Source organism: Actinomadura harenae (assembly GCF_003696215.1).
Taxonomy (GTDB): domain Bacteria; phylum Actinomycetota; class Actinomycetes; order Streptosporangiales; family Streptosporangiaceae; genus Spirillospora; species Spirillospora harenae.
This window is the reverse complement of record NZ_RFFG01000082.1, coordinates 24,754-36,002: the sequence shown is the minus strand read 5'-3', so window position 1 is coordinate 36,002 and position 11,249 is coordinate 24,754. Positions and strand designations below refer to the sequence as shown.

Below are 11,249 nucleotides of genomic sequence, written 5' to 3'. Positions count from 1 at the left end.
CGGGACGCTTCCCGCCATCGACCTCAGCCTGCCGCACCCACGTCCGCAAGGCTTCCCGGTGCACCCCGAGCTGATCCGCGACCCGGGCGATCACGCCCTGCCCCTCACCCGCCGCACGCGCCTCAAAGACCAGACGAACAGCGCGTTCCCGCAGCTCAGGGGCATACTTCCTCGGTGGTGCCATAACTCCTCACCCTTCCAGGTATCGGAGCCTCCAACCAACTCGGGCTGGCCCAGAAGTACAGCGCCGCGTACATGGTGGCGCTCGGCAAGGTCTGCACGTACTCCTCAACCGGAAGCCAGCTCAACTACCCCTCCAAGCAAGTCGTAGTGGCGCCGGGCTCTCACCTCTTACTGCTCCGGTGGCACAGTCCCAGCGCGCGCACTGCATGAGCGTAGGCCCGGCCTTGGCCGGTCAGGTAGTAGAGCTGCCTCGTCGGAGGTCGGTGTGCACGTCCGCAGGTGGGTGGTCATGCGGGTTCTCTGGGGCGAGCGCTGAGACAGGACATCCGTTCCGGCTGCGCAGATTCGGCGCCCGCGTCGAATCCCGCGCCGCCGCTGAAACCCTGGTCGCTCGCTCCGCGGCAGAGCCTTGCCCGACCTGGGCTGATGCGAACATCTGTACGTCATAGCGGCTTCGGTACCGACAATTTGTGTTGGTGCTCGTTCGAATCGGCCTGCCACACTCCGGACATGAACGGAAAGTCCCCCGACGACGTCGCCGCGAACCGCGCCCTCTGGGATGCCCGCGCTCAGGCACACGGCACGACCCCCAACGACATGCTCTACGACGTCGATTCGTTCCTGGCGGGACGGCAGACGCTCTACGGGATCGAGCTGGAGCTGGCCGGTGATGTGACCGGCCAGGATGTGCTGCATCTGCAGTGCCACTTCGGCATGGACACACTCAACTGGGCCCGTCTGGGTGCCAGGGGCACCGGTGTCGATTTCTCGTCGACGGCGATCGCCCGGGCACGCGAGCTGGCCGAGCTCGCCGGGCTGACCGCCGATTTCGTCGAGGCGGACACACAGAATCTGCCGTCCGGCCTGGCGGGCAGGTTCGATCTGGTGGTCGCCACCTACGGGGTGCTGTGCTGGATCGGGGACCTTGACGCGTGGATGCGCGGTGCGGCGACGGCGCTGCGGCCGGGTGGAAGGCTGGTGCTGGTCGACCTGCATCCCGCCTACCAGACCCTCGCCAGCTACGAGCCGCTCGTGGCCGACTGGCCCTACGGCGGAGGAGAGCCCCAGCGCGAAGTCGTCACGGGCACGTATGCGGACCCGGACCTGCCGATGACCGCACAGGAGGTGGTCCAGTACCCGCACTCGGTGGGCGAGATCGTGACAGCGGCCGCCGGAGCTGGACTGATCATCGACCGGCTCGCCGAGCACACCGAGGTCGACTTCCCCGGAAGCCGCATCCTCCCCGAAGCCCCCGACGGCACCCGCCGGTTCCCGTTCGGCGACACCTACCTCCCGATCCTCTACTCGCTGCGAGCGAGAGCGCCCCGAGCAGCCACCGCGTAGCGGCCCACGGCACGGTGCCCCGCCGCGCCGGCTGGAGGTCGGGCACGGGCCTGGACGTCGTCCACACCGTCACCCACGGTGTTCGCCGACGCCGTGGCCCGGCCCGGTCGGCCACCTGCACGGGGCTCTCTGCGCCGCCCGTATGCGCGAGAACATCAAGCCGATCAGCGTCACCGAGTACAAGGGCACCGGCGCCACCTGGACCTACCCCCTGGCCTGCGGTCTTCCTCATTCGGAACCGTCGGCGGCGATCACACGTTCGGCCGACACGAGCTGTCGTCGGGGTCTGCTCCGCTTCGGCGCGGGCGGTGCGCGGTTCACCCGTCACTCGCCGCCGAAGCTCGACTGCCGAGCGCCGCTTGTCCGCTACCGCCGCCGCGCCTTCGCGTCCAGGCGGAACGACTGCTTCAGCTCGCCGGTCGTCACCTCGTCGCGGAGCCGTCGACGCCAGACCTGCCGCCGCCGAGCCAGCTGGGGCCACTGCGGAGGTCCGATCCGATCCCCCACGCGCCCCCGTCCAGAACCCGGTCAGGGGCGTTTGGTGGCTGTGGCCAGGCCTGTCGGCAGCCACGGGCCGCCCCACCACATTCGCCAGCCCGCGCTCCGGCGCCGGACGTCCACTAGGCCGAGCTCCCGCAGCCGCGCCGTGTACCGGCCCGTCCACAGCGGATCCGCCACCACCAGGCGCCCACCCGGACGCAACACCCGCACGGCCTCGTCGATCGCCGCCAGCCGGCCCGCGGGCGAAGGAATGTTGTGGATCGCCAGGCTGCTCACGACCACGTCGTACACACCGTCCTCGAAGGGCAGCCCCCGCATGTCCCCGGTGACCAGGTCGACCCGCTCGGCCACACCCTCAAGTTGCGCGTTGCGACGCGTCACGTTCGGCGTGTTCCCCGTCTGATCCGCCCGCCACAGATCGACGCCGACCACGCGGCCCTGCGGCAGCAGCCGGGCGGCCGCCAGCAACACCGCGCCGCGACCGCATCCCAGATCCAGCAGCCGCTCATCGCCCCGCAACCGCAGATCGGCGAGGACCGCCGCCCACACCTCGAACTTCCCCACCAGCGTCGTCCGCAGATACAACCCCAGCGAGGACGCCAGCAACAGCGTCACCACCCCCGCCGCCGTCCCCTCCACGACGTCGCCCTCGACCGCCTCCTTCACGATCACCCAGGCCAGCAGCACACCCACGACCGCGAGGATCCGGGCCTGCCAGTACGCCGGAACCACCCGGTAATCCCCGTCGACGCCGTACTCCCCCGCGTGACTCCGCAGGTCCACCCGGACGTCCTGAACGCCACTCACTCCGGCCTCCTCACGAATCCCGGGCCAACGCCCGACGCAACACCGCCCCGACCTCGGCGATCTGCAAACGCGACACCTCCGCCGACAGCACCGCCTGCGACCCGTGGAACGTCCCCGCCCACTGATGCAGCTCCACCGACACCCCCGCCCGCAGCAACCGCATCCCGTACTCCAGCGACTCGTCCCGGTTCGGACACAGCTCCGCCGTCGTGATGTACGCCGCGGGCAGACCCGACAGGTCCTCCGCCCGCGCCGGAGCCGCATAAGCCGTCGCCACCCGCGAACCCAGATAGTGCCGCCACGACGCCGCGACCTTCGCCCGCGTCATGAACGGCGTGTCCGTGAACGTCCGCGCCGACCATGTCTCCTGCCGGTCGTCCAGCTCCGGCTGACTCAGCAGCTGGAAGCGGATCGGCGGACCCTGCTCGTCCCGCGCACGCAGCGCCACCGCCGCCGCCAGGCCCGCCCCCGAGCTGTGCCCGCCGACCGCGATCCGTCCCCGCTCCACACCCAGCTCGTCCGCGTGCTCGTGCACCCAGAGCAGCGCCGCGTACGCGTCGTCGAGCGCCGCCGGGAACCGGTCCTCCGGCGCCACCCGGTACCCCACCGACACCACCACCGCACCCGAGTCGTCCGCGACCCGCACCGCCTGCGGATGCTCGGTGTCCAGATCACCCATGACGAACCCGCCGCCGCGCAGCCACACGACCGCGCCCCGCGCGCCCGCCGGACGGTAGACCCGCACCGGCACGTCCAGATCGGCCGGCACCACACGGTCGGTGATCTCCATGTCCGGGACGTCCAGCGGCGGCGCGCTCGCCGCCAGCTCGGCCAGCCCCTTCCGCGCCGCGACCGGGTCGGACAGGTCGGCACGCGGGAACAAGTGCACGAATGCTTCCAGTTCGGGATCCATGCGGTCATCGTCACCGCCACCGGGCCCGCGCGTCCCCCGCCACGCGTCGCCCGTTCACCCCTGATCCCCCGCCACCCGTCGCAACCCCGACCGCCGCAACGCCACAAGGAAAAGGGAAGCGCCGGATCCCAGCCGCCGGGGCACCCCTCAGCCGCTCAGATCCGGCGCGCCCGTCAGAGGACGGTCGCCCCTCGGCTCACCCCGCGACCGACACGGCGAACTTCCCCAGCGTCCCGCCCGAGAAATCACCGATCGCGCCCGCCGCGTCCGCCAGCGCGTAGCGCCGCGCGATCGGCACCCGCAGACGACCCGCGACCACATCGTCCGCCAACCGCGCCAACGTCTCCGAACTCGGATCCGACATGACCACCGCCGCCCTCACCCCGCGCGCCCCGGCGTCCTCCGGCACGAAATGCACCGTGGACGCGAACCGGCCACCATCCGCCACCAACCCCGACACCACCGCACCGTCACCGGCCAGATGCACCGCCGCGTCCACCCCGCCCGGAACGACGTCCCGCACCCCCTCCACCAAACGGTCACGACCCACCACGTGCGCCGCACCCAGCGCCGTCACGAACGCCGCCTCGGCACCCGGCTCGGCAGTCGCGATCACCCGCGCCCCGCGCGCCGCCGCGAACTGCACCGCGAACGCCCCCACGCCACCGGTCGCACCCGACACCAGCACGCTCTCCCCCGCGCCCGGCGCCACAGCGTCCACCACGTTCAACGCGGCCGTCCCCGCCAGCCCCAGAACCCCGGCGCGGACCTCGTCCAGCCCCGCCGGAATCCGCGCGACGCCGTACGCCGCCGGAACCGCGACGTACTCCGCGAAACCGCCCTGCCCCAACGTCGGACGCATCACCACCCCGAACACCGCGTCCCCCACCGCGAACTCCGACACGCCCTCACCCACGGCCGCAACGGTCCCGGCGAAGTCCTTCCCGACCACCACCGGGAACTCGTACTCGTACACCCCCTTCAGGAACCCGCCGACCGACCCCAGATCGAACCCGTTCACCGACGACGCGCCCACCCGGACCAGCACCTCACCCGCCGCCGGCTCCGGAACCGCCAGCTCCGTCAGCACCGGAGCCTCACCGAAACCACCGAAGGCCACCGCACGCATCACGCCACCCACTCCCCTTCACCAGAAACACCGGACGCCTGCTCGAAGGACGCCCGGAGAACCGCCACCGCGACCGCCAGCTCGTCCTCGTCACGCGGCGCGTACAGCATCACGATCGTGTCCGGCCACTCCGGCCGCAGGCTGATCGGATGAGGCTCCGCCCACCCCGCCTCCACCAGCGGCGCCACCAGCGGCGACGGCACCGTCAGATGCATGAACCCCGCACGGTGGACGTGCCCGAACTCGTCCCGGCTCGGATGCAGGAACGCCTCCCACGGCCCCACCGGACGCCGCAACCGCAGCGCCAGCGACGACGGCTCCGACACCTGGCTCGGCCCGGTGAACACCCCCGGCAGAGCCTCCGCCGCGCCCACCAGCGCCGCCCTCACCTGCGGCGGTGAGAACTGGTCCAGCTGGTCATGCGGAATCTCCCGCCCCGTCGTCACCGGACGAACCCCCGGACGACGCCGCAGCGCATCGACGTTCAGAATCACAAGGCACCGCACTTTCTGTGCGTTGGTTACGTGTTGTTCGCCCCGTGAGTCTCGACGACAATGCCCGCATGACGGAAGAAGGCACTTTGCCCCGCGTAGCGCACACCGGTGTTCGCTCCTCCCGCGAACCCGTCGGAGCCGCCACCCCCACGTGCCGGCTCCGCGACGTCCTGGACCGCGTCGGCGACAAGTGGAGCGTCCTGGTCATGGCCCTCCTCGGCGACGGCCCCCTGCGCTACTCCGAACTCCAACGCGGCATCGACGGCATCTCGCAGCGGATGCTCACCCTCACCCTGCGCAGCCTCGAGCGCGACGGCCTGGTCATCCGCAACGTCACCCCCACCTCGCCCCCGCGCGTCGACTACTCCCTCACCCCCGTGGGACGCACCCTCTCCACCGAGGTCGCCTCCCTCATCCGCTGGGCCGACGCGCACATCGGCTACGTCGCCGAATCCCGCGACACCTACGACCAGCGGACCCAAGCCTGACCCCGGCGCTGGCCAGAGGGTGGTTCCAGCACGTGCCTAAACGGACATTGAACCCGCTCCGGACCTTTACGACGTAAGGTACATACAGGTGGATGCGAGGGGAGCCGCCGGGACACGCCATAATCTGGTGCGTGCGGTCACGTGGCTCCTACGCCTTCCTCGATCACCCCGGCCCCATCCCGTTCGCCCACCGCGGCGGCGCCGGCGGACGCCCCGAGAACTCCCTCGCGGCCTTCCAACGGGCCTACGACCTCGGCTACCGCTACCTGGAGACCGACGCGCACGCCACCGCCGACGGCATCGTGGTCGCCTTCCACGACCGGACCCTCGACCGCGTCACCGACCGCAGCGGAACCATCGCGGCCCTCCCCTACTCCACGGTCGCCCGCGCCCGCATCCACGGCACCGAGCCCATCCCCCGCCTCGAGGACCTCCTGGACGCCTTCCCCGACGCCCGCTTCAACATCGACCTGAAGGAAGCCCCCGTCATCGGCCCCCTCGCCCGCGTCCTGCACCGGACCAAGGCCTGGGACCGCGTCTGCCTCACGTCCTTCTCCACCCGCCGCCTCACACAGATGCGCGCGCGCCTCCCCCTGTTCACCGACCGGGACGTCTGCACCTCACTCGGCCCCCGCGGCGTGATGGCCCTGCGCGCCAAGTCCTACGGCGGACCGACCGACAAGCTCGTCCGCCTCGCCTCCACCGGCGTCGCCTGCGCCCAGGTCCCCTACGGCCTCGGCCCCCTCCCCTTCGTCACCGAGGCGTTCGTCTCCAAGGCCCACGACCTCGGCCTGAAGGTCCACGCCTGGACCGTCAACGACCCCACCGTCATGGACCGCCTCATCGACATCGGCATCGACGGAATCATGACCGACGACCTCGTCGCCCTCCGCCACGTCCTGTCCGCCCGCGGCCTCTGGCACCACTGACCAACCAAGCCCCGCCCCGGCCACGAAAGGCGCGAGCACACCCGCTCACGCGCCCACCTGGCCAAGGTCGCCATGCTGACCACCGTGCGGTCGCTGATGCCTCGGCGCGGATCGTGGCGGCCCGCGGCCGCGGGCGATGACGCGTCCGGGCGCCCGGAGACGGATCGATGTTGGCGCCCGGTACCGTCGTGAGATGCCAGAGGAGCTTGCAGGGCTGATGCGTGCGCTGGGTGCCGCGCGTGACCCTGCGGACCAGGGTCGGCTCATGGACGAGATCGAAACGATCATCATGACCGATCCAGAGGGCAGCCGAGCGACCGTTCTGGCCTCTCAAGGTGACGAACGGCTACGGTTGCGCGCGTTGGGCGAGGTCGGTGATCCGGCCGACTTCGGCCTCATCACCGCAGCGCTCGGTGATCCCGCGTTGAGGTGTGCGGCTTTGGAGGCGCTCGCCGGTCAGCCCGACGCAGACGGAGCCGATGCCCTGGCCCGGTCGTATCTGGACGACCCCACACCCGATGTCCGTTCGCGAGCTGCCGGCCTGGTCGCCTTCCATGGCCGTCCAAACGCGGTCGAGGCCTTGCTGCCGCTCACCCGAGACCCGGTCGCGCACGTGCGCATGAAACTCGCCTGGGACCTGGGCGCACTGGGCGGCCCGGCAGTGGAGGCGGCCCTACACAGGCTGCTCGACGACCCCGATGAGATGGTCCGAAAGTCCGCCGCCCGCGGCCTGACACGCAAGGTCCGTCACCTACCTCACGCAGATATCCGCGCTGGGCACTGACCGGGTCTAGCCACCCCCTCCCACGAGTACGCACCGGACGATCACGCAAGAGCTCACCAGCATCGGCCCGTGTCCGTGCGGGCCTCGGCCCCGATCGCCACGCGCGGCACCACTTGTGTGAACCACTCGACATGCTGAGCGACCGGCCGCCTGCGGTGGCGACGGGTGCGGAGCACGGCGACGAGCTCGCGGGTGACAAGATCCAGGTCGGCGGGCCTGCGAGGCGATTCCCGCCGGCTCCCCTACTGGGGCGGCTCCGGCTTGAGCACGGCGAACGGGGCTCCGAACGGATCGGTCAGCCAGCACATCCGTCCGACATCAGGGACGTCGGTCGCCGGCATCAGGACCGACCCGCCGCTGCCCTGCGTCCTGGCGACGGTCTCGTCCACGTCGTCCACCGAGAAGTACGGGATCCAGCGTGTCTCCTCCGCGTCTCCCTGGAGCCCCGCGACGCCGCCGAAGGACGCGTCCTGCTGGTCACCCTCGCCCGTGGAGAGCACCGTGTACGTCATGCCCGGCATGTCCATCGCCTGCGAACGCCAGCCGAACACCGCCTGGTAGAAGCCGAAGGCCGCCGCCGGGTCACCGGTGTGGAGCTCGGCCCAGCACAGGGCGTCGGCCTCCGACGCCTTCTCCAGCCCCTTGACCGCGGCCGGCTGCCATACGGCGAAGTCCGCGCCGCCCGGGTCAGTGAGCTGCGCCATCCGACCGGCCTCGAGCACGTCGAACGGGGCACTGCGCACCCTCCCACCATGCTGCTCCACGGCCTTGGCCGTGGCGTCCGCGTCCGGGGTCTGGAAGTACAGGGTCCAGGCCGGGCTCGCGCCTTCCTCGGTGAGGGGCCCGACGGCTGCGACGGACTTGCCGTCCTTCAGGAAGTACCCGTAGCCGCCGGCGTCCGGGCCCGCAGACCGAAACTCCCAGCCGAAGACGGCGCCGTAGAAGGCGGCAGCCGCGGCGGGATCGGGACTGCCCAGGTCGAGCCAGCTGGGTGAGCCGGTGACAAAGTCCGTGGTGAGCATGGCGGAGCGCCTCCTTTGACTGGTCCACGCCGGGCCTCCCCCGGCGCAGACCAGTCTGGCACCGAGCACCCCAACGCCCGCGGCCCGTAAGCGCGTGTCGGCAACGTCACCCAGGGTGGGCATGCCTCTGTACCTACAACCGCCTCAACCCCGGCCGGGGCCACGCCGTGGTCACCCTCTCCATCAGCGGCCCTAGCTGCGCGATCACCGGACCGATGTCGAAAGACCCGTCCCGGAGCAACTACGCGCTCTGTACGTGCTGGTCTCACACAAACCCAAGGAAGTCCTGCGCGAGCCCGCTCTGGGAGCATCTGTGGCTCGGAGAAGACCACCCCAAACCCCAGACGGTGTCGCACCTCAGGTGTAAGCGCGTCCGTGGGCGCCCATGGCGGCGCGGAACGCGGGGGTTCGGATGTGGTCAGCGATGTCCAGGAGGTCCTGGACGGCGGACGCCTCGATCCAGATACGCCGTCCGGTGACGTGCCCGCCGACACCGAGCATGGGGACCCACAGGGACACGCCCATGTACCCCTCGACCTGTTCAGGTTCGGCGTTCAGAACCCAACCGGCGGTGATGGGGGAATTGGCCAGGGTCTCGTGGACGCGGCGGGTGTAGGCGGGACTGTCGGGAGCGGCGTCCTCATCGAACATCCATCCCAGGTCTGGGCCCGCCGCCTGCCGGTGCAGCCAGGAGGCCCCGAAGCGGAGCCACCTCATGCCGGGATCCCGATCGGCATGGTGACCCCGTCATATTCCGGCAAGCGCCCAGCGATTGTCATGTCGAGCTTGCGCAAGATCTTGTCGTTGGACACGTCGGTCTCCCCGGGGAGGTCGCATTCATCCAGCGCGCGGACGTTGAACTCGCCGGCCACGATCGCCTCGGCCTTGCCGAGCAGGTCGAACATCTCGGCCCTATCCGTGCCACCACGGTGCAGGCCACACGTCGTGACCCGCAGCATGCCACTCATCGGCACGTCACTCATCGCTCTTCACCCCCATGTCGGTCGGTCTTGTCCCGCCGGTGCTCCGGCCGGGCCGTCGTCGTTGTCCACCAGCTCAGGGGCGTGTTTGGCATGGCTGAGAAGCATGTGCGCGCCGCTCAGGGTCCCCTCGCAGATGGACAGGTTCACCAAGACCTCATCCAGCGCCCGCACCCGCTCACGAACCGCTGCGGCTTCCACGTCGTCCCAGACCGCACCCCCGGCGATCGCCGCCTCACGGGCGGACTCCATCTGCCGCTCGATCCCCGACAGCGCACAGAGCATGTGGCTCATGGCCATGAACACCACGTCCAGCACATTCCAGGCCCGATCAGCCGACAGTCCCCGACGAGTTCCGCGGCAGCGTCCTCGGCCGCCTCCAACGCCACCAGCAGCCGCCCCGCAGGATCCCCGAGACCAGACGACGCCTCGCCCCGGTCCCCATCAGACGGGGGGACGGCGAACGGCCCGGTGCGCTCCGGAGACCCGAGGCCCCGTGACCGATGCTCCTGCGGGCTGGGGGGGGCCGCGACTCGGGGTCCCGTGCTCGGCCAGGGCCACGGGGCCCCCTGAACAACCGCATCACACAACTCCCTCGGACTCGAAGCCTCCATCAGGCGCACGCCCTTGGTTCCACCGAGGGCGAGCCTCCAACCGGGGCTGGGCTCTGGCCATTCGGATGAGGGGGCTGCGGCAGATTCGGCCAGGCCGGTGATCATTCTTGACGCCAAGTAGGCGAGCAGGAACGCGGAGTTCAGGATGCATCGTTGTGCGCATTCTGCAGCAGCTTGGCGAGGTCGCCGATCTGGTCGGCCGGAAAGTGCAGGCTCGCCCAAGGCCCCATTCCGCCTTGGCGAATCGGCGCTGAGGCCATCCACCGCCGGTACTCCGCCACCGGCTGGGCCAGGGCGCGCAGTCGGATCATGTCGTCGATCGGCAGCGTCACCCACGCGAGCCCCTCGTAGAAATCGCCGTACAAGGGACGGTGCTCCATGGGGGTGCGGGTGCCTCCCGCGCGGATCGCCTGGCCCGCGTCCTGACAACACATCACCGAGGTGTAACCCGACGCCCACAGCGCCTTGACGAGCGGCACCATCAACTCATCCACCTTGACCGTCTTGCCACCGGGAGTGGTCACCACACGGGTCGGGTGAACCTGCACAGGCCGCGAAGGGCGAAAGTCGACCATGCCGTGTACTCCTCAACTGAGTCGGGCTGGAATCCTCCGGGCGGGACACATCAGGGAAGCCGTCCCGCCCGGAGGCGTACTGGCGGGGCATCGGGCCAGGACCTCGCCGCCACGCTGAGTCCTGCAGCCACGGACACGGGCCCCTACAACCGGCTCGGTCGGGGGAACCTCCGGGAGGAGCCCGCCGGGCTGCCCGATGCCCCGGTCCTGGGAATGACGGTCAGGCGGACCGACGCCTGCCGCGCCGGTGTCGTCCGACATGGACGCGCGGACCGGTCCACGCCCGCACCGCCAACGCGACAAGCCAAGGCATCCGGCGGCGGCCAGTGCCACCGACGCCGCCGCGGCGAAGTCACTGGGCATGGTGACCAGGCCCCTTGGACGACCGGTCCGGGGCGGTCGGGCCGCGTTTCCGACTCGTCTGAACGTTTGCGACCCCACCAAGGTCCCCGCCAAGCGCTCCGTCTGCGGGATTGTCGGCATCAG

Annotated in this window: 15 protein-coding genes; 4 read left to right on the top strand and 11 right to left on the bottom strand. The window is 70.5% G+C overall.

The window, feature by feature from the left end:
* On the bottom strand, positions 1–184 hold a 184-nt coding region (locus EBO15_RS47390; RefSeq protein ID WP_147481763.1), incomplete at its 3' end, for a transposase.
* A gap of 509 nt (positions 185–693) precedes the next feature.
* Between EBO15_RS47390 and EBO15_RS32360 the strand changes: the two genes are divergently transcribed.
* Entirely contained in the window at positions 694–1,527 is an 834-nt protein-coding gene (locus EBO15_RS32360) for a class I SAM-dependent methyltransferase (RefSeq protein ID WP_158628426.1), read from the top strand.
* A 366-nt stretch (positions 1,528–1,893) separates the two neighbouring features.
* Here the strand turns inward: EBO15_RS32360 and EBO15_RS44575 are convergent, their stop codons facing one another.
* From EBO15_RS44575 to EBO15_RS32340, 5 genes are all read right to left on the bottom strand, one after another.
* On the bottom strand, positions 1,894–2,034 hold the full coding sequence (locus EBO15_RS44575; protein WP_158628425.1) for a hypothetical protein: 141 nt from the start codon (positions 2,032–2,034) through the stop codon (positions 1,894–1,896).
* A 21-nt stretch (positions 2,035–2,055) separates the two neighbouring features.
* On the bottom strand, positions 2,056–2,835 hold the full coding sequence (locus EBO15_RS32355; RefSeq protein ID WP_233616574.1) for a class I SAM-dependent methyltransferase: 780 nt from the start codon (positions 2,833–2,835) through the stop codon (positions 2,056–2,058).
* Between the two features lie 10 nt (positions 2,836–2,845).
* On the bottom strand, positions 2,846–3,748 hold the full coding sequence (locus EBO15_RS32350) for an alpha/beta hydrolase (RefSeq protein WP_122198270.1): 903 nt from the start codon (positions 3,746–3,748) through the stop codon (positions 2,846–2,848).
* A gap of 196 nt (positions 3,749–3,944) precedes the next feature.
* Complete coding sequence (locus tag EBO15_RS46910; RefSeq protein WP_122198279.1) at positions 3,945–4,877, bottom strand: NADP-dependent oxidoreductase; 933 nt, start codon at positions 4,875–4,877, stop codon at positions 3,945–3,947.
* Complete coding sequence (locus tag EBO15_RS32340; RefSeq protein WP_122198269.1) at positions 4,877–5,323, bottom strand: luciferase domain-containing protein; 447 nt, start codon at positions 5,321–5,323, stop codon at positions 4,877–4,879. The genes EBO15_RS46910 and EBO15_RS32340 overlap by 1 nt, the downstream gene beginning before the upstream one ends.
* A gap of 116 nt (positions 5,324–5,439) precedes the next feature.
* On the opposite strand from EBO15_RS32340, the gene EBO15_RS32335 reads away from it, so the two are divergent.
* The 3 genes from EBO15_RS32335 to EBO15_RS32325 all read left to right on the top strand — a co-directional run bounded on the left by EBO15_RS32335 (position 5,440) and on the right by EBO15_RS32325 (position 7,572).
* Entirely contained in the window at positions 5,440–5,859 is a 420-nt protein-coding gene (locus EBO15_RS32335; protein ID WP_122198268.1) for a winged helix-turn-helix transcriptional regulator, read from the top strand.
* Positions 5,860–5,990: 131 nt separating this feature from the next.
* Positions 5,991–6,788, top strand: coding sequence for a glycerophosphodiester phosphodiesterase (locus tag EBO15_RS32330; protein WP_233616573.1), 798 nt, complete (start codon positions 5,991–5,993; stop codon positions 6,786–6,788).
* A gap of 265 nt (positions 6,789–7,053) precedes the next feature.
* Positions 7,054–7,572 carry a HEAT repeat domain-containing protein gene (locus tag EBO15_RS32325; RefSeq protein WP_158628424.1) on the top strand — a complete coding sequence of 173 codons (519 nt, stop codon included), beginning with the start codon at positions 7,054–7,056 and terminating at the stop codon, positions 7,570–7,572.
* A 242-nt stretch (positions 7,573–7,814) separates the two neighbouring features.
* Here the strand turns inward: EBO15_RS32325 and EBO15_RS32320 are convergent, their stop codons facing one another.
* The 5 genes from EBO15_RS32320 to EBO15_RS32300 form a co-directional block, all read right to left on the bottom strand.
* Complete coding sequence (locus tag EBO15_RS32320; protein ID WP_122198265.1) at positions 7,815–8,594, bottom strand: VOC family protein; 780 nt, start codon at positions 8,592–8,594, stop codon at positions 7,815–7,817.
* Positions 8,595–8,951: 357 nt separating this feature from the next.
* Positions 8,952–9,311, bottom strand: coding sequence for a hypothetical protein (locus EBO15_RS32315; RefSeq protein ID WP_122198264.1), 360 nt, complete (start codon positions 9,309–9,311; stop codon positions 8,952–8,954).
* A complete protein-coding gene (locus EBO15_RS32310; protein WP_122198263.1) occupies positions 9,308–9,577 on the bottom strand; it encodes a hypothetical protein in 270 nt (89 codons plus the stop codon). Before EBO15_RS32310 ends, EBO15_RS32315 begins: the two co-directional genes overlap by 4 nt.
* A 6-nt stretch (positions 9,578–9,583) precedes the next feature.
* Entirely contained in the window at positions 9,584–9,892 is a 309-nt protein-coding gene (locus EBO15_RS32305) for a hypothetical protein (protein WP_147481762.1), read from the bottom strand.
* A 436-nt stretch (positions 9,893–10,328) separates the two neighbouring features.
* Positions 10,329–10,763, bottom strand: coding sequence for a hypothetical protein (locus EBO15_RS32300; RefSeq protein ID WP_122198261.1), 435 nt, complete (start codon positions 10,761–10,763; stop codon positions 10,329–10,331).
* Positions 10,764–11,249 lie beyond the last annotated feature (486 nt).